We start from the raw sequence: 17,988 nt of genomic DNA on the forward strand, positions 1-17,988 counted from the left end.
TCGGTGGCGAGCATCCTGTACGACCGCCTCCGCCGCACGCTGCAGAAGATCGCACCGGAACCGGTGGCGGAAAAGAACTGGCACCGGTGATTGCAGTCCAATAGCGTGTCACCCATGGATATGCGCAAGCTCCCCGAATCGCTGCGGCAGTGCTACTGCCGTCGGTTCGGCATGCCCGCATAACCTGCGGCAACCCGGGCCGTCGCTTCACCGCCGGCCCGGGAGCCATGCGTCACACGTATGGCCACTCGGACCGGTGACCATCACACCGAGACGAGAAAGACATGGAGAAGATCAGCAAGTCCTTGGTCTCGTGGGCGTCCATCCTGGACGACAAGACCCGCGAGCAGGCGATCACCACGGCGAAGCTGCCGTTCATCTACCCGCACATCGCGCTGATGCCCGATGCCCACCTCGGGAAGGGCGCCACCGTCGGTTCGGTCATCCCGAGCCTCGGCGCCGTGATCCCCGCGGCGGTCGGCGTCGACATCGGCTGCGGCATGATCGCGGTCCGCACCCAGTTCACGAAGTCCGACCTTCCCGACGACCCCGCGACGGTGCGTGAGGCGATCGAGCGCGCGATCCCGTTGTCGGCCGGCCGCTACAACAAGAAGGTCGTGGCCACGGCGGAGCCCCGCATCGCCGAGCTCGAGTCGCTCGCCGAGCGTGCGGGGTTCGACCCCGGGCAGTACGCGGGGAACTGGCGGCTGCAGCTCGGAACGCTCGGATCCGGCAACCACTTCATCGAAGTTAGCCTAGATAATGATGACGTGGTGTGGGCTTTCCTGCACTCCGGCTCCCGCGGCGTGGGCAACAAGATCGCCCAGCACCACATCGCCGTGGCCACCCGCCTGTGCAAGCAGTGGTGGATCGAGCTGCCGGATCCGGATCTGGCCTACCTGGTGGAGGGCACGCCCGAGTTCCGCAGGTACATCGCCGAGCTGAAGTGGGCTCAGCACTTCGCGCTGCTCAACCGTGAGGAGATGATGGACCGGGTGATCCGCCAGCTCGGCGAGTGGGTGGGCACGCCCGTGGTCGAGGCCGAGCGGATCAACTGCCACCACAACTTCACCAAGCGTGAGGAGCACTTCGGCAAGGAGGTGTGGGTATCGAGGAAGGGCGCGATCGAGGCCACCGAGGGCAAGCTCGGCCTCATCCCTGGCTCGATGGGGACGGCCTCGTACATCGTCGAGGGCAAGGGCTACGCCCCGTCGCTGAACAGCTCGCCGCACGGCGCGGGCAGGGAGTACTCCCGGTCCGCGGCACGCAAGACCTTCACGCATGAGCAGTTGCGGGAGGCCATGACGGGCATCGAGTTCCGCGACAGCCCCGACTTCATCGACGAGATCCCGCAGGCCTACAAGCCGATCGACCGGGTGATGGCCGACGCGGAGCAGCTGGTCACGGTCCGCGCCGTCCTGCGCCAGATCGTCAACGTGAAGGGCCAGTGATGGCGGGTTTCGCATCGCCGTGATTCCAACCTTGACGCCGGGGCTTGTCCCGGGGCATTCTCGACGCAGGTCATGAGTGCCAGTGACAAGCCCCGGCTCGCTGGTCGGCAACCCTCCTCCGCGGTGGGGTGCTCCGGGTGACGACCTGGCCGCACCGAACGAGTGCGGCAAGCGCGGATTCGCGGCACGTCGGAAACGGGTGCCGTGCGTCCTCATACCGAAGGACATCTCTCATGAGCATCGCCACCACCGAGCGCACCGCCGTCTGCCTCACCCCGACCGTCCGCAGCACGCCGCTGCCGCTGGGCCCGCTGGCGCGGGTGACCGGCGCGGACGAGTACGTCCCGGTCAGCGACGGTGCGACCGTCCGCTACGCCAACCTCGACTACGCCGCCAGCGCTCCCGCCCTGGTCGAGGTGCAGGCCGCGGTCCAGGAAGCCCTGGGGGAGTACGCGAGCGTGCACCGCGGCGCCGGCTACCTGTCGCAGCGTTCGACCTCCCGGTACGAGCGGGCCCGGGAGATCGTCGCCGAGTTCGTCGGGGCGCGCGCCGACGACCACGTGATCTTCACCGGCAACACCACCGATTCGATCAACCTGCTGGCGAGCTGCGTGCCCGGCGAGGTCGTGGTCCTCGATTGCGAGCACCACGCGAACCTGCTGCCCTGGAAGCGGATCGGAGCCCGTGTCGTCTCGGCGCCGCTGTCCGTGGAGGGCACGCTGGAGGCGCTCGAGAAGGAGCTGAGCCGACGCCCGGCGGCACTGGTCAGCGTGACCGGGGCGTCCAATGTCACCGGCGAGGTGCTGCCCATCCGCCGGCTCGCTGCGCTCGCACACCGGCACGGCGCGCGGATCGCCGTCGACGGTGCCCAACTGGTCCCGCACCGTCGGATCTCCCTGCGCGAGAGCGGCGTCGACTACCTCGCCTTCTCGGGCCACAAGCTCTACGCGCCCTTCGGGTTGGGTGTGCTCGTCGGTCGCGCCGACTGGTTCGACGAGGCCGAGCCCTTCCGCTGCGGCGGCGGCGCCAGCTACCAGGTGATCGGAACGCCCGTCTCGAAGTCGGTCGAGGTGGCCTGGCACACCGGCCCCGCGCGGCACGAGGCCGGATCGCCGAATGTGTTGGGCGCGGTCGCCATCGGCGCCGCGTGCGAGGCGATCGCGGGCCTCGGTGAGGACGCCGTCTCCCGGCACGAGCGCTTCCTCACCGATCTCCTGCTCACCTCGCTCGAGGGCATCGACGGGGTCCGCACGCTGAAGATCTGGGCCGACTCCACCGAGCGGGTGGGCATCGTCGCGTTCACCGTGGCCGGCCGCACCCCCCGCGAGGTCGCGGAGTTCCTGTCCGACGAGTACGGGATCGGCGTGCGGGACGGGAAGTTCTGCGCCCACCCCGTCGTTGACCGGTTGGGGTGCCCGGAGGGTGCGGTGCGCGCGAGCATCGGCCTCGGTACCGGTGAGAACGACGTGCGCCGCCTGGTGCGCGCCCTGGAAGACCTGTCCGCACGGACGAAGTGAACTGGAGGAACCATGACCGTCTCCCGTCCCGCACTACTGGTCACCGTCGACGGTGAGCCCGGCGCCGCGGCACTGACCCGGGTCCGCGCCGCGGACCTGCGTCTCGCCCAGCGTCAGCGCGGCTACCTGCGCGCCGAGGACGAGCGCGCGGGGCGGAAGCCCGCCGCGGTCGCGCTCGAGGTCGACGTCGTCATCGACGAGCGCGCCGCGGACGCCCGGGCCAGCTACGCCCCCGACAACACGGCCGCCGAGCAGGGCATCACGTACGTGGGGACCCCGTCGGGCCTGCGATCGCTCCTCGAGGACGTGTACGCCGCCGAGGTGGCGGACGCCGTGGTCCTGCGCCCCGTGGGCGGCGCCCGGACCAAGGACCTCATCGCCACTCTGGTCGCCGCGTAGGCGCCTCCCGGCCGACGCGGCATACTGATCGGCGTGACCGAGCAGTACTCCGCCCGTACCGAGACCGTCCGCGCGGCCCTGGCCGCGGCGGGGCATCCGGACACCGTCCGCCTCGTGCCCGACGGTGCCAAGACCGCCGCGGAGGCCGCGGCCGCGCTGGGGTGCGAGGTGGGTGCGATCGCGAACAGTCTGATCTTCCTCGCCGACGGTGCGCCGCTGCTGGTGCTGTCGAGCGGGCGGCACCGCGTGGACACCGCGGGGCTCGCGCAGCGGCTCGGCGTGGGCCGTATCTCCCGCGCGAAGCCGGACGATGTGGTCGCCGCGACCGGCCAGGTGATCGGCGGTGTCTCGCCCGTCGGACACCCGGCGCGGTTGGACACCGTCATCGACGAGTCGTTGCGCGACTACCCCGACCTGTACGCCGCCGCGGGGACGCACGACACGATCTTCCGCACCGACTTCGCGGCGCTGGTGGCCCTCACAGGTGCCAGGATCGTCACGACATCGGGTGGTTAGGCCGCTTCGTCCGAGTCGACTCGCACACCCGAATGATTGTAGGCTGCAAGTAGTTTTGCATGCTCGAACACGGTGGCGTGATCGGATGGGACCTGCGGAGGCGCGATGACGAACGAGGAACGAGCAGAGCGGATCGAGGGGATCGTCGGCGTGATCGCCGAACTGACCCGCCTCAAGGAGCGGCACGCCGTGATGACGCGGCACGCCATCGCCTCCGACGGGGTGGAGCTGGCCGCGTACACCGCTCTGTTCGCACTGGTGAAGGGCGGGCCGATGCGGTCGTCGGCGCTCGCCGACCAGATCCACACGGACCCGTCGACGGCCAGCCGGTACGTCACCACGCTGACCAACCTGGGCTACGCCGAGCGCACCGCCGACCCCTCGGACCGGCGGGCCGCGCTGGTGTCCGCGACGGAGGCGGGCAAGGCCAAGGTCGCGTACATCCGCGAGCAGCGCAACGAGCGGCTGCGCCCGCTCATGGAGGAATGGACCGACGAGGAGATCGACCAGTTCGTGGTCCTGGGTAACCGGGCCCTGCTGCAGTTCGAGCAGGCGCTCAAGCTGATGCGGGGTGCGGAGTGACCGCGGTGACGGCGGACGCCGCCGAGACCCACGCGCCGTCCCTGACCCACAAGCAGATCCTCTACATCCTGTCCGGCTTGATGATCGGGATGTTCCTCGCGGCGCTCGACCAGACCATCGTGTCCACCGCGATCCGGACCATCGCCGACGACCTCAACGGTTACCAGCTCCAGGCGTGGGTCACCACGGCGTACCTCATCACCTCGACGATCGTCACGCCGCTCTACGGCAAGCTCTCGGACATCTACGGCCGCAAGCCCTTCTTCATGTTCGCCATCACGGTGTTCGTGATCGGCTCGCTGCTGTGCAGTACCGCGACCTCCATGTACGAGCTGGCGGCGTTCCGCGCCGTGCAGGGACTCGGCGCCGGCGGTCTGATGTCGCTGGCGCTCACCATCATCGGTGACATCGTGCCGCCTCGGGAGCGCGCCAAGTACCAGGGCTACTTCCTCGCGGTGTTCGGCTCGAGCTCGGTGCTCGGCCCCGTCCTCGGCGGCCTGTTCTCCGGCGCCGACCACATCCTGGGCATCTCCGGCTGGCGCTGGGTGTTCCTGGTCAACGTGCCGATCGGCTTCGTCGCCCTGGCCGTCGTGTTCCGCGTGCTGCGGCTGCCGCACACCCGGCGCACGGGCGTGCGGATCGACTGGTTCGGCGCCGCCGCCCTCGTGGTGGGCCTGGTGCCGCTGCTCATCGTCGCCGAGCAGGGCCAGAAGTGGGGCTGGGGCTCGACCAACGCCCTGATCTGTTACGGCATCGGCGCGGTCGGCATCGTGGCTTTCATCGCGATCGAGAAGGTCATGGGCGAGGACGCGATCATCCCGCTGCGCATCTTCAAGAACGTGATCTTCGCGCAGGGCATCGTCATCTCGATGGTGGTGGGTGCCGCGATGTTCGGTGGCATCTCGCTGCTGCCGCAGTACTTCCAGGTGGTCCACGGAGCCAGCCCGATGAAGGCGGGCTTCCTGATGCTGCCGATGGTCGCTGGCATGATGACGGGATCGATCCTGGCGGGCCAGATGATCTCCCGCACCGGCAAGTACCGGATCTACCCCATCATCGGCGCGACGCTGCTGACCGCGGGCATGTTCGGCATGCACTACATCACCGCCGATGTGCAGATCGGCTGGGTCATGGCCGGCGCGGCCGTGATCGGCTTCGGCCTCGGCAACCTCATGCAGCCGCTCACGCTGGCGCTGCAGAACATCCTGCCGCCGCGCGACATGGGCGTCTCGACCGCCGCCGCCACCTTCTTCCGCCAGATCGGCGCGACGCTCGGTGTCGCGGTGTTCCTCTCGGTCCTGTTCGCACAGATGCCGCAGAAGATGAAGGGGCGTCTCGGCGATGCCGCGTCGGACCCGAACTACACCGCCGCCGTCCAGCACGCCGCCGCGGGCCACGACGGACAGCCGGCGCAGGACTTCGCGACGGGTCTGGTGCACGGCGATACCCGCGCGGTGAGCGGGGTCATGGACGACACCTCGGTCCTGGAGAAGCTCCCCGCGACCCTGGCGCATCCGCTCAAGGCCGGATTCGCCGACTCGATGGATGTGGTCTTCCTACTCGTGGCGATCCTCGCCGCGGTCGGCCTCGTGCTGGTGCTGTTCTGGAAGTCCGTACCGCTGCGCGCAGCGCCCAAGGTCGAGCAGCGGGACGCCGAGGGCCCCGACGCCGCTCCGGTCGCGGCGACGGAAGCCGTGGAGTCCGCCGAGATCGCCGCCGCCGCCGAGTCGGTGGCCGGCGTCGCCCCCGCGGACCCGGGTGGTGGCGACGCGCCGACCGGGCCGATCCCGCTGACGACGCCGGCCGGGCCGCGGCCGGAACCTCCGACGGTGCCCGCGCCCGTCTCCGCCCCCGCCCACGCGACGGCGGCGCCCTCGCGCACCGAGATCGACGAGCTGCGGGCCCAGAACGCCTCCCTCGCAGCGGAGCTCGCGGAGCTGCGGACGGGGTACCGGGCGATCGCGGGGAGCACGCGGTTGCGCGCCTCGGGCATCACGGACCCGGTGCGGTTCGCCGTCGAGGGCACGATGCCCGGCGGGGCGCGCGCCGGGCGGTTGGTACTGCCGCGGGGTGAGATCGCGACGCCGGCTTTCGTGCCGGTGGCGGCGCGCGGTGCGATCGCGGGGCTCACGCCGCGGGAGCTGACGGACCTGGGCGCGCAGGCGCTCACCGTCGACCTGCACGAGGTGTACCTGCAGCCCGGTCCGGACGTGATCGAGGGGATCGGCGGAATCGGTCGGGCGATGGCCTGGCAGGCGCCGATCGTCGCGGACACGGGCGTGGCCGCGATCGCGGCGCAGCCCAAGACGCGGATCACCGACGAGGGCATCGCCTTCCGGGGCCGGCTCGACGGTTCGCCGCGCCGCTGGGACGCCGAGGAGGCGGTGCGCCTGGCGCACCGGATGGGTGTCGACGTCACGTTCGCGCTGGCCGACCCCACGGATCCGGGCCGAACGGAGCGGTGGGCGCGGCGCGCGCTCGCCGAGCACGGTTGGCAGACCGCGGATCGGCACGACGCCGTCTCGCTGTGGGCGGTCGTGGCCGGCGGTGCGGATCCGGAGGTTCGACGGTCCGCCGCTCGCGCCGTGCGGCGCCTGGCCGACGAGGACCGTCGCGCCGGCGGCCTGGGGTTCGGTGGCTACCGGCTCGAGGGCGTGCAGAATCCGGCGGCGCTGAGGGCCGCGGTCGGTGAGTTGGAGGCGGACCGTCCGCGCTACGTGGCGGCGGTCGACGGCCCGGCCGACCTGCTGGCGGCGATCGAGGCGGGAGCCGACCTCGTCGATGGGACCGCGCCGGCCCGAGCCGGGGCCGAGGGGCGGGTGTTCACCTCGACGGGCATTCTGAACGTCACGGATCCGTCTCTGCGAGCGGACTTCCGGCCGCTGGACCCGGCGGGGCCGGGTGTGCTCGGCGGGAACCGGGTGGACGAGTTCACCCGGGCGTACGTGCATCACCTGTTCGCGGCGAACGAGGGCCTCGCGGTCACGCTGTGCACGCTGCACAACGAGCACTTCTTCGTCGGCCTGGCCGGCGCGGCGCGGCGAGCCATCCTCAATGGAGGTTATTCGGATTTCGCGATGTCGTTCCTCCGGGGGTTCGGTAAGGTCTAGCCCGATCCCCGTATCCCGATCGGCAGGAGAAAGCCGTTGCGCCGCAATGACCTGAACCGCTCCTTGAGCATCCTCGCGGCGACCGCCGCGGTGGGCCTCGCGCTCACCGCGTGCGGTGGCGGTGGTGGCGATTCCGCCCCGTCGTCGACCGCGGCGGACGGGGCCCCCGTCGACGCGGCGAAGGCGCTCACCCAGACGGACATGCCCGCCGGGCTGACGGTGGCCACCGTGCCGAACGATGACGCCTTCCAGTCCGCGATGCAGGCCGTCGGTCAGGTGCAGGCCGCGCAGATCACCCCGGCGGCGTGCAAGGACAAGAACGTGGCCGCGCAGCAGGAACTGTTCGAGACCATCAAGTTCGGTGTCCAGCAGACACTGTCCAAGAACAACACTGTGCAGTTCGGGGTGACCCTGCTCCCGAGCTCGGCGCACCTGTCGGCGTTCGAGGCCGCGGGGACCGGTGAATGCGCCGCGATCTCGTTCGGCGACTCGCTCAAGCAGACGACGACCCGCAAGGACCTGCCCGCGGGTGTCACCGGCGCCCAGGGCTTCGTGTTCGACTTCGCCCGCAGTACGGACGGCCGGACCGCGAAATCGTCGTCCGCCTACTTCACCAAGGGCGGCGTGCTGGCGATGGTCATCGCCAACCCCGGGCCCGACGGCACCGTCGACACCGCGGCGTTCGACGATGTGGTCTCACGCGTGGCGGCCAAGCTCTAGGAATCACCTGGAACAGACGAAGCGGCGGCGAGGTGATCCTCGCCGCCGCTTCGTCGGTTCATCGGTCAGTGCGCGTCGGAACCGGCCGTCTCGGCGCGGGCCACGGAGCGAGCGATCTCCTCCTCGGCCTCCTTCTTGCCCACCCAGGTCGAGCCCTTGACGAACTTGCCGGGCTCGAGGTCCTTGTAGTGCACGAAGAAGTGCTCGATGGCGTCCAGCTCGAACTTGTCGATATCGCCGATGTCCTGCACGGAATCCCAGCGGGGATCGCCGGCGGGCACGACGAGGACCTTGTCGTCGCCGCCCTTCTCGTCCTCCATCTTGAACATGCCGATGGCGCGGCAGTCCACGAGCGCCCCGGGAACCACCGACTCCTGCAGCAGGACCAGAGCGTCCAGCGGATCGCCGTCCTCGCCGAGGGTGTCCTCGATGTAGCCGTAGTCGGTGGGGTAGCCGAACGCCGTGTAGAGGTAGCGGTCCAGTTTGAGGCGACCCGTCTTGTGGTCCACCTCGTACTTGTTCCGCGAGCCCTTCGCGATCTCGACGGTGACCTCGAATTCCACGCTCATTGTTTCCCTTCGCTGCGCTCAACCATGCACGCTGAGGATACCTGTGTCGGGATGCCGTTAGGCTGGTACGGTGCGACGCTCGCGGATCCGACGAACCCTCACACGCCTCGCGGTCACCGTGATCGTGTTGGCGCTCGTCGTCGTCGGCACCGTCGCCGCCGCTCTCGGGTGGGGCGTCTACCGGGACCGGCAGGACCTCTCCGCGCACGTTCCGCCCCGCCCCGCGGAGGTCGCCTACAGCCCCGCGATCGGTGCCGTGACGGCAACGAATCAGCCCAGCCCGGCCGGCGTGACCGCGCAGATCGCCGCCGCCCTGCGCAACCCGGACCTGGGCGACCTGACCGGCGTGATCGCCGACGCCGCCACGGGGACGGTGCTCTGGCAGCGCGACGCGGCCCGGCCCCGCACCCCGGCCTCCACCACCAAAGTGCTCACCGCGGCCGCCGCTCTGCTCACCCTGCCCGCCGACAAGCGGATCACCACCACGGTCGTCACCGGTTCGGCCCCGGGTGAGGCGGTCCTCGTCGGCGCGGGCGATCCGACCCTGCGCTCCGGCACGGCGTCGATCTTCACCGACGCACCCTCGATCGAGGACCTGGCCGCGCAGGTCCGCCGGTCCGGCACGGCGATCACCCGCGTGGTGGTCGACACCTCCCTGTTCACCGGCACCGACTTCGGTCGCGGCTGGGACCGCGCCGATATCGGCGGCGGCGATGTCACGCCCCTCCAGTCGCTCATCATGGACTCGGGTCGCATCCGGCCCGGCGAGGACTACTCCCCGCGCGTGCCCGATCCCGCCCTCGCCGCGGGCCGCGCGCTGGCGTCCGCGCTGGACCTGCCGCCCACGGCAGTCTCCGCGGGCACGGCGCCGCGGGGCGGCACTCGGCTCGCGGCAGTGCAGAGCGCGCCGCTGAGCGTCCGCCTGCACGACGCTCTGGTGCACTCGGACAACGTCCTCGCCGAGAGCATCGGGCGCGAGGTCGCCGCCGCGGCGGGGCAGCCCCTGTCCTTCGACGGCTCCACTCGCGCCGTCATCGACACGCTCCGCAACGCGGGATTCGACATGACCGGTGTGGAGCTCTCCGACGTCGACGGACTGTCCACCCTCAACCGCATCCCCGCCCGAGTGCTCGACGGGATCGTCACCGCCGCGGCCGGCACCGGCAAACCGCAGCTGCGTCCGCTGCTCGACCTGCTGCCCGTCGCCGGGGCCACCGGCACCCTCGCCGACCGGTACGTCACCGTCAACCGTCCGGGCGCGGGGTACGTGCGCGCCAAGACCGGAAGCCTCTCGGGCGTCTCCACGCTCGCCGGGTACGTGGCGACGCGCGACGGCGCCGTCCTGACCTTCACGCTGATGTCCTCCGGGACGCCGGTCGACGTGGCCCGTCCGGCCATGGACGCCGTGACCGCCGCGCTGCGCGGCTGCGGGTGCCGCTGATCGCCATGGGGAGGTCGACCGAGCCGCGCGCGCAGGTGGACTGGACCCTCGCGGCCGCGGCCGGTCGGCGGGTCGTTCGCGTCCTCGGCGACGGCCCCGCGACCACGGCGTACACCCGCGATCGCGCGTCCGCGCAGCTGCTCGACTTCGCCGCGGTGGCGGAGGAGCACGTCCGCGCCGTCACGGGCCTGGTGGTGCCCGGCGCGATCCCGCCGGCGCGGACCGTGGACCGGAAGCAGTGGGTCTCGGCGGCGGCGCGATCGATGGAGGCGCTCATCGACCCCGAGGACGGGCGGCACCCCGGCCTCGCGGCCCGGCTGGCCGGCGTTCAGGCCGGGGCGATGCTCGGCATGGTCTCCGGTTCCGTCCTGGGACAGTACGACCCGTTCGGTGTTCCGGGCGGCGAGCTGCTGCTCGTCGTGCCGAACGTGCTCGCCGTCGAGCGCGCGCTCCGACTGGACGCCGACGACTTCCGGATGTGGGTGTGCCTGCACGAGGTCACCCATCGCGTGCAGTTCGGCGCCAACCCGTGGCTGCGGGACTACATGCGGGACAACGTCTCCGCGCTCGCCGGCGGCTCGGGCACGGGCACCGTCGGCGATCTTCTGGAGCGGACGACGCGTGCGCTGTCCGGTGGGGTGCGGCACACCGGGATCATCGGCGTGCTCGAGATCGCCGCGCCCGCGGAACAGTTCGCGGCCATCGAGCGCCTCCTCATGCTGGGCACCCTGCTCGAGGGCCACGCCGACCACGTCATGGACGCCGCCGGGCCCTCGGTGATCCCGACCGTGGCGACCATCCGCGCCGCCTTCGACCGGAGGCGGGCGGCACCGTCGAACCCCCTGCAGCGACTGCTCCGGGTCCTGCTGGGGATGGACGCCAAGATCGCGCAGTACGTGCGCGGCAAGAAGTTCGTCGACGCGGTGGTCGCCGACGTGGGCATGCAGCGGTTCAACCGGGTGTGGACCGGGCCCGAGACGCTGCCGCTGCCCGACGAGCTCGACGATCCACGACGCTGGATCGACCGGGTCCTGTGAACCGCCCGGGGCCGGCGGCGCTGCGCGTGCGGCAGGCGGTCCGGGCCTGGCACGCCGCCCACGGATCCGGCCCGACGGTGGCCGTGGCCCTGTCCGGCGGCGCGGACTCGCTCGCCCTCCTGACCGGGGTGCTGGCCGAGGGGCTGGACGTCGTCGCCCTCGTCGTCGATCACGGACTGCAGGACGGGTCCGCCGAGGTCGCGGGCCGGACGGCGACGCTGGCCCGGGAACTGGGGGCGCGGGGCGCGGAGGTCCTGACCGTCACCGTCGACGGTGCCGGTGGGCCCGAGGCGGCCGCGCGGGACGCGCGCTACGCGGCCCTGGACGCCGCGCGCGGCGGGGCCCCCGTGCTGCTCGGGCACACCCTCGACGACCAGGCCGAGACGGTGCTGCTGGGCCTCGGACGGGGCAGCGGCGCGCGCTCGCTCGCAGGCATGGCCCCGTGGGCGCGGCCGTACGGGCGGCCGCTGCTGGGCGTGCGCCGCGCCGACACCCGCGCGGCGTGCGCCGAGCTCGGGATCGCGCCCTGGGACGACCCGCACAACCTCGACCCCCGGTTCGCGCGCGTGCGGATCCGGACCGAGGCGCTGCCCCTTCTGGAGGAGATCCTCGGCGGGGGAGTGGCGGAGGCCCTCGCCCGCACCGCGTCGTCCCTGCGGGCGGACAACGAGGCGCTCGACGGGCTGGCGCCGGCACTGTCGGGGGTGGAGGCGCGGGTCGACGACCTGGCGGGACTTCCTGCGGCCCTGCGGATCCGGGCCCTCCGGGCCTGGCTCGGCGGTCGCGGCGCGCGAGCGCTGACAGGCGCGCACCTGGCCGCCGTCGACGCGTTGGTGACCGACTGGCACGGGCAGGGGCCGACGGCGATCCCCGGCGGAAGTCCGGGGCGGCGGCTGCAGGTCTCCCGGGCAGGTGGCATCCTGAGGGTGTGGTGAACGGTACGAGTGACTTGTACGCGGGAGACATCGCCTCGGTGGTGCTGACCGAGGATCAGATCAGGGAACGGACGGCCGAGCTCGCCGCCGAGATCGCGGAGCAGTACCGCGATCGGGAGGGCGACTCCGACCTCCTGCTGATCACGGTGCTCAAGGGCGCCGTGATGTTCGTGACCGACCTGGCGCGCGCGCTGCCGGTGCCGACCCAGCTCGAGTTCATGGCGGTGTCCAGCTACGGCAGCTCGACCTCCAGCTCCGGCGTGGTGCGGATCCTCAAGGACCTCGACCGCGACATCGCGGGCCGCGACGTGCTCATCGTCGAGGACATCATCGACTCCGGCCTCACGCTGAGCTGGCTGCTGCGCAACCTCGCGACCCGGCAGCCCCGTTCGCTCGAGGTGGTCACGCTGCTGCGCAAGCCCGACGCCGTGCGCGTCGACGTGGACGTCAAGTGGGTCGGCTTCGACATCCCCAACGAGTTCGTCGTCGGGTACGGCCTGGACTACGCCGAGCGCTACCGCGACCTTCCCTATATCGGCGTCCTCGAGCCGAAGGTGTACAGCGAATGACCTTGATCAGCGCCGCCGCCACCGCGGAGCGGGTGCGCACGGGACAACTCACCGCAGTCGCCGCCACCCGTGAGGCGCTGGCGCGCATCGGCGACGACGAGGTGAACGGCTGGCGCGTGCTGCGCCCCGAGGAGGCCCTCGCCGAGGCCGCCGCCATCGACGCCCGCGCGGACCGCTACTCGCTCCCGCTGGCCGGCGTGCCCATCGCGATCAAGGACAACATCGCCGTGTCCGGATACCGCACGCTCGACGGTGTGTCGGAGGCCTGCGGCGCGGGCCTGCCGATCGAGTCGGCCGACCACCCCGTCGTGAAGCGCCTGCGCGCCGCCGGCGCCGTCGTGGTCGGGTTGACCCGGGCGCCGGAGCTGTGTCTCTGGGCGATGACCGACGATGCGCGCGCGGTCGTGGGCAATCCGCACCGCCCGGGCCGCACGCCGGGCGGCAGCTCCGGTGGCAGCGCCGCCGTCGTGGCCGCGGGCCACGTCGCGCTGGCGCACGGCAACGACGGGCTCGGCTCCCTGCGTGGGCCGGCCGCGTGCACGGGCACCGTCGCGATCAAGCCCGGGCGCGGCGTGGTGCCGGCCCAGCTCGGCCCCAGCAACTGGTTCGGCATGGCCGAGAACGGTCCGATGACGCGGACCGTCGAGGACGCGGCGCTGGGACTGTCCGTGCTCGCCGACCGTCCCGAGCTCGCCGTCGTGGGCGACGGTGCCGGTCTGCGCGTGGGGCTGGGCCTCAACCGACCGTCGCCCGCGACCTTCACCTCCCGCGCGATCCGCGCCACCGTCCGCGATGCGGCGGGCCGGTTGTCGGCGCGCGGCCACTCGGTGCACGAGGTCCGGGTGCCGTACCCGGTATCGCCGATGGCGCTGCTCACGCGGTGGGTGGCCGCGGCCGCGGTCGATGCGGAAGACATCGTCGCGCGCGGCGCGGACCCGCTTCTGCTGCAGGCCCGTACCCGGCGCCACGCGGCCATCGGCCGGGCCGTGAACCGACGGGGCCTCGTCCGACCCGCGGAGGTCGCGCGCATCGAATCCTCGCTCGAGCGGTTCTTCGCGGACCAGCGCCTCGACGTGCTCATGACGCCGGCCCTGGCCCGCAAGCCCGCCCGCGCGCGCCACTACAGCAACCTGCCGTGGGCCGCCAGTGTGATCCCGAGCCTGGCCTACGCGACCTACCCCAGCCTGTGGAACCTCGTCGGCTGGCCCGCGATGACGGTGCCCTTCCAGGGCGAGGGCGTGCAGCTGATCGCCCGCCCCGGCGGCGAGGCGGATCTCCTGGCGCTGGCCGCCAAGATCGAGCAGTGAGCAGCGCCGCCGTCACCCGCTCCTGAGCGGGGGACGACGGCGCGGCGCGGGGGACTCCCCGGGTGCGGATGCGGCTACGCCTTCTTACGGACCATCGGCATGCCCTCGAACGGGTTCCAGCTGGTGCTGCCCCGGGTGACGTGCAGGAAGTACGCCCAGTTGGCGGTCGTCGAGTAGATCACGCCCACCGCGGCGCCGAACGCACCGCTGGGGATCGTGATGCCGAGTGCGAACTCGATGATGCCGACGATGACGGAGAGCACCACGACGCCGCCGAGCAGGCTCAGGCCCTTGCGCCACGGTCCCTTGATCGCGTAGTAGATCGGGCCGAAGAAGAACGCGGGGCCGTTGAAACCGAGGCGGAAGCGCGTGCCGAAGGGGAGCGCCTTGAACGCGGCGGTCGCCTCGGGCGACGACGCTGGCTGGCCGTACCGCCCGAAGAACTCGAACCGGCTGCGCCACCGCTCGGGTACCGCGCCGTCGGGCCCGAAACCGGGCGTCGGGGCGGGCTGCTGCTGGCCCGGGAACTGCGGCTGCCCGGCGAAGGGCTGCTGCGCGCCGGGGTACGGCTGCTGCTGGCCCGGGTAGGGCTGCGCAGCGGCAGCGGGGTCGTGGGGGTGCTGGGGCGGGACACTGTTCTCGGTCACCGCAGCAGCATAATCGGTGCGAAACGGACGTTGTTCGCTCTGGGCGCACCGACGCACCCGGCCCGATCCGGGCGGTGCACGGTAACCTGGGGAGTCGACCCTGCGCGGCTCTCCGCGCCGCCGGAAGAAGAAGGACTGACGAGCCGCGAGGCGAAGCCATATGAAACGGAAATCACTCATCCGCACGCTGGCGATCATCGCCGGATTCGTGCTGCTGGTCTGGGCCTTCACCATGGTCGGCGGCGGCAAGAACGAGTACACCAAGGGTGTCCCCACCTCGCTCGTCGTGCAGCAACTGCAGGACAAGAACGTCAAGGACGTCCAGATCGACGACCGCGAGCAGACGCTCCGGGTCACGCTGGCGAAACCCGTCGCGGACCAGGGCGATGTCAAGGGCACGGGCGAGGCCACCAAGGTGTTCGCCAAGTACCCGGCGGGTACCTCGCGCGACATCCTCGGCGAGATCCAGGACGCGAAGAGCCCGGACGGCAAGCCGGTCACCTACACCACGAACGTGACGCAGGAGTCGCCGTGGCTGCAGATGCTGCTCTTCACGCTCCTGCCGATCCTGCTCCTCGTGGGCCTGTTCTTCCTGCTCATGAACCGGATGCAGGGCGGCGGCCGCGGCGGTGTCATGGGCTTCGGCAAGAGCAAGGCCAAGCAGCTGACCAAGGACATGCCGAAGACCACCTTCGCGGATGTCGCGGGCGCCGACGAGGCGGTCGAGGAGCTCTACGAGATCAAGGACTTCCTGCAGAACCCGGCCCGGTACCAGGCCCTCGGCGCGAAGATCCCCAAGGGCGTGCTGCTCTACGGTCCGCCCGGAACGGGAAAGACGCTGCTCGCCCGCGCCGTCGCGGGCGAGGCGGGCGTGCCCTTCTTCACCATCTCCGGCTCGGACTTCGTCGAGATGTTCGTCGGCGTCGGCGCGTCCCGCGTGCGCGACCTGTTCGAGCAGGCCAAGGAGAACAGCCCCTGCATCATCTTCGTCGACGAGATCGACGCCGTCGGGCGCCAGCGCGGCGCCGGCCTGGGTGGCGGTCACGACGAGCGCGAGCAGACCCTCAACCAGCTGCTGGTGGAGATGGACGGTTTCGGCGACCGTCAGGGCATCATCCTGATCGCGGCCACCAACCGCCCGGACATCCTCGACCCGGCGCTGCTGCGTCCCGGCCGGTTCGACCGGCAGATCCCCGTCACCAACCCCGACATGGCCGGCCGTCGGGCGATCCTGAACGTCCACGCGCAGGGCAAGCCGCTGGCCCCCGACGCCGACCTCGACGGCCTGGCCAAGCGGACGCCCGGCATGTCCGGCGCCGACCTGGCCAATGTCATCAACGAGGCAGCGCTGCTCACGGCGCGGGAGAACGGCACCGTCATCACCGCGGCCACGCTCGAGGAGGCCGTGGACCGCGTGGTGGGCGGCCCGCGCCGGAAGAACCGGATCATCTCCGAGCACGAGAAGAAGGTGACCGCGTACCACGAGGGCGGGCACACGTTGGCCGCGTGGGCCACGGAGAGCCTCGACCCGGTCTACAAGGTGACGGTGCTCGCCCGCGGCCGCACGGGTGGCCACGCGCTCGCGGTGCCCGAGAACGACAAGGGCATGTACACGCGCAACGAGATGATCGGCCGGCTGATCTTCGCCATGGGCGGCCGGGCGGCCGAGGAGCTCGTGTTCGCTTCGCCCACCACGGGCGCGTCGAGCGACATCGACCAGGCCACGAAGATCGCCCGTGCGATGGTCATGGAGTACGGCATGAGCGCCCGCCTGGGTGCCGTGAAGTACGGCCAGGACGAGGGCGACCCGTTCCTGGGTCGCGGCATGGGTGGTGGCGCGCAGTACTCCGACGCCGTGGCCGCGCAGATCGACGAGGAGGTGCGCTCGCTCATCGAGGCCGCGCACACCGAGGCGTGGGCCATCCTCAACGAGTACCGCGATGTTCTCGACGTGCTGGCCGGCGAGCTGCTGGAGAAGGAGACGCTGGTCCGCAAGGATCTCGAGCGGATCTTCGAGTCCGTCGAGAAGCGCCCGTTGATCACCCAGTTCGACGACTTCGGCTCGCGGGTCCCCTCGACCAAGCCCCCGATCAAGACTCCGAAGGAGATCGCGATCGAGAACGGCGAGCCCTGGCCGCCGGTCGACGAGGAGGCGGAGCGGCGCAAGGCCGAGCTCGAGACGGCCGCCGCGCAGAACGGCCAGAACGGTCAGAACGGTCACGCCGGCCAGAACGGCCAGTGGGGTGTGCCCACGCCCGCCGGACAGCCCTGGCCCGCGCCGGGCGCACCGTCGGGCTACGGCCAGCAGGGCCAACCGGCCCAGCCCGCCTACGGTCAGCCCGGCTATCAGTGGGGCGGCCAGCAACAGGCCTACCCGGGCCCGCAGTACCCGTCCCAGCAGGGGCAGTACGGCCAGCAGCCGCCGCAGGGCAGCCGCCCCGACTACGGCGCGCCGGCCGGGTGGTCGGCGCCGGGGTGGCCCCCGCAGGGCCAGCCGCCGCAGGCCCCCGCGCAGCCCGGCCAGCAGGGGCCCGGCCCGCAGGGGACCGAGCAGTCCGGACCGGACCGATCGGGCGAGGCCTGATGGGCGAGGGTGCCGCGATCGCCGCATTCGATCACGAGCGCGCGGTGGCGGCCGTCCGCGAACTGCTCATCGCCGTCGGCGAGGATCCGGAGCGGGAGGGCCTGATCAAGACCCCCGAGCGGGTCGCGCGGGCCTTCCAGGAGGTCTTCGGCGGGCTGCACGTCGATCCCGACGAGGTGCTCGACACCACCTTCGGCGAGGATCACGACGAGCTGGTGCTGGTCAAGGACATCCCGATGTACTCGACCTGCGAGCACCACCTGGTCTCCTTCCACGGCGTCGCTCACGTGGGGTACCTGCCCGGCGCGAGCGGCCGGGTCACGGGCCTGAGCAAGCTGGCCCGCGTGGTGGACCTGTACGCCAAGCGGCCGCAGGTCCAGGAGCGGCTCACCGCGCAGATCGCCGACGCGTTGGTCCGCAAGCTCGATCCGCGCGGCGTCATCGTCGTCATCGAGGCCGAGCACCTGTGCATGGCCATGCGCGGCATCCGCAAGCCCGGCGCCAGTACCACCACCTCGGCGGTGCGCGGCGCGTTCAAGGACAGTGCGACCTCGCGCGCCGAGGCGCTCGAGCTGATCCTGCGCCGGTGAGCGGGAGCAGCGCC

General features: G+C 71.6%; 16 protein-coding genes, 1 pseudogene and 1 riboswitch. Of the genes and pseudogenes, 15 read left to right on the forward strand and 2 right to left on the reverse strand.

Translation table 11 applies throughout. The features are described 5' to 3' along the window. Positions 1-284 precede the first annotated feature (284 nt). The 8 genes and pseudogenes from HF999_RS01790 to HF999_RS01820 all read left to right on the forward strand — a co-directional run bounded on the left by HF999_RS01790 (position 285) and on the right by HF999_RS01820 (position 8,295). Positions 285-1,451 (forward strand): RtcB family protein, encoded by a 1,167-nt coding sequence (locus tag HF999_RS01790; RefSeq protein ID WP_168544231.1) that lies wholly within the window; start codon positions 285-287, stop codon positions 1,449-1,451. Positions 1,452-1,519: 68 nt separating this feature from the next. Continuing rightward, a riboswitch (SAM riboswitch) is annotated at positions 1,520-1,631 on the forward strand. Between the two features lie 53 nt (positions 1,632-1,684). Further along, entirely contained in the window at positions 1,685-2,968 is a 1,284-nt protein-coding gene (locus HF999_RS01795) for an aminotransferase class V-fold PLP-dependent enzyme (RefSeq protein WP_168544232.1), read from the forward strand. A gap of 12 nt (positions 2,969-2,980) precedes the next feature. After that, positions 2,981-3,367, forward strand: a complete 387-nt coding sequence (locus HF999_RS01800; protein WP_168544233.1) for a hypothetical protein — start codon at positions 2,981-2,983, stop codon at positions 3,365-3,367. 33 nt (positions 3,368-3,400) lie between these two features. After that, entirely contained in the window at positions 3,401-3,883 is a 483-nt protein-coding gene (locus HF999_RS01805) for a YbaK/EbsC family protein (RefSeq protein WP_168544234.1), read from the forward strand. Positions 3,884-3,988: 105 nt separating this feature from the next. Then, positions 3,989-4,465: a MarR family winged helix-turn-helix transcriptional regulator gene (locus HF999_RS01810; protein ID WP_168544235.1), complete on the forward strand. Its 477-nt coding sequence runs from the start codon at positions 3,989-3,991 to the stop codon at positions 4,463-4,465. Further along, a pseudogene (locus HF999_RS22315) lies at positions 4,462-6,129 on the forward strand (MDR family MFS transporter); the annotation flags it as partial. The gene HF999_RS01810 and the pseudogene HF999_RS22315, both read left to right, overlap by 4 nt. A 363-nt stretch (positions 6,130-6,492) precedes the next feature. Then, a complete protein-coding gene (locus tag HF999_RS22320) occupies positions 6,493-7,575 on the forward strand; it encodes a tRNA-ribosyltransferase family protein (RefSeq protein ID WP_246207099.1) in 1,083 nt (360 codons plus the stop codon). A gap of 36 nt (positions 7,576-7,611) precedes the next feature. Next, positions 7,612-8,295, forward strand: coding sequence for a hypothetical protein (locus tag HF999_RS01820; protein WP_168544237.1), 684 nt, complete (start codon positions 7,612-7,614; stop codon positions 8,293-8,295). Positions 8,296-8,360: 65 nt separating this feature from the next. Here HF999_RS01820 and HF999_RS01825 read toward each other — a convergent pair whose 3' ends face one another. Then, complete coding sequence (locus tag HF999_RS01825) at positions 8,361-8,858, reverse strand: inorganic diphosphatase (RefSeq protein WP_168544416.1); 498 nt, start codon at positions 8,856-8,858, stop codon at positions 8,361-8,363. Between the two features lie 76 nt (positions 8,859-8,934). Here HF999_RS01825 and dacB point away from each other — a divergent pair, with 76 nt between their 5' ends. Genes dacB through HF999_RS01850 form a run of 5 tightly spaced genes read left to right on the forward strand, consistent with a single transcriptional unit; the run spans position 8,935 to position 14,153 of the window. Then, a complete protein-coding gene (dacB, locus tag HF999_RS01830; RefSeq protein WP_168544238.1) occupies positions 8,935-10,305 on the forward strand; it encodes a D-alanyl-D-alanine carboxypeptidase/D-alanyl-D-alanine endopeptidase in 1,371 nt (456 codons plus the stop codon). Positions 10,306-10,310: 5 nt separating this feature from the next. Continuing rightward, positions 10,311-11,342: an Rv3626c family coenzyme F420 biosynthesis-associated protein gene (locus HF999_RS01835; protein WP_168544239.1), complete on the forward strand. Its 1,032-nt coding sequence runs from the start codon at positions 10,311-10,313 to the stop codon at positions 11,340-11,342. Next, a complete protein-coding gene (gene tilS / locus HF999_RS01840) occupies positions 11,339-12,277 on the forward strand; it encodes a tRNA lysidine(34) synthetase TilS (protein ID WP_168544240.1) in 939 nt (312 codons plus the stop codon). Before HF999_RS01835 ends, tilS begins: the two co-directional genes overlap by 4 nt. After that, complete coding sequence (gene hpt, locus HF999_RS01845) at positions 12,274-12,846, forward strand: hypoxanthine phosphoribosyltransferase (protein ID WP_376766467.1); 573 nt, start codon at positions 12,274-12,276, stop codon at positions 12,844-12,846. Before tilS ends, hpt begins: the two co-directional genes overlap by 4 nt. Further along, positions 12,843-14,153 carry an amidase gene (locus HF999_RS01850; RefSeq protein WP_168544242.1) on the forward strand — a complete coding sequence of 437 codons (1,311 nt, stop codon included), beginning with the start codon at positions 12,843-12,845 and terminating at the stop codon, positions 14,151-14,153. Before hpt ends, HF999_RS01850 begins: the two co-directional genes overlap by 4 nt. A gap of 74 nt (positions 14,154-14,227) precedes the next feature. On the opposite strand, the gene HF999_RS01855 is transcribed toward HF999_RS01850, so the two are convergent. Further along, the gene (locus HF999_RS01855; protein ID WP_312853982.1) at positions 14,228-14,800 is read right to left on the reverse strand and encodes a DUF2628 domain-containing protein; all 573 of its coding nucleotides are present in this window, start codon (positions 14,798-14,800) and stop codon (positions 14,228-14,230) included. Positions 14,801-14,960: 160 nt separating this feature from the next. On the opposite strand from HF999_RS01855, the gene ftsH reads away from it, so the two are divergent. Further along, positions 14,961-17,384 carry an ATP-dependent zinc metalloprotease FtsH gene (gene ftsH / locus HF999_RS01860; protein WP_168544244.1) on the forward strand — a complete coding sequence of 808 codons (2,424 nt, stop codon included), beginning with the start codon at positions 14,961-14,963 and terminating at the stop codon, positions 17,382-17,384. Beyond that, positions 17,384-17,974: a GTP cyclohydrolase I FolE gene (gene folE, locus HF999_RS01865; protein WP_168544245.1), complete on the forward strand. Its 591-nt coding sequence runs from the start codon at positions 17,384-17,386 to the stop codon at positions 17,972-17,974. Before ftsH ends, folE begins: the two co-directional genes overlap by 1 nt. The last annotated feature ends 14 nt before the right edge of the window (positions 17,975-17,988 follow it).

Origin of the sequence: Tsukamurella spumae, from assembly GCF_012396015.1 — a bacterium.
Classification (GTDB): Bacteria; Actinomycetota; Actinomycetes; order Mycobacteriales; family Mycobacteriaceae; genus Tsukamurella; species Tsukamurella spumae.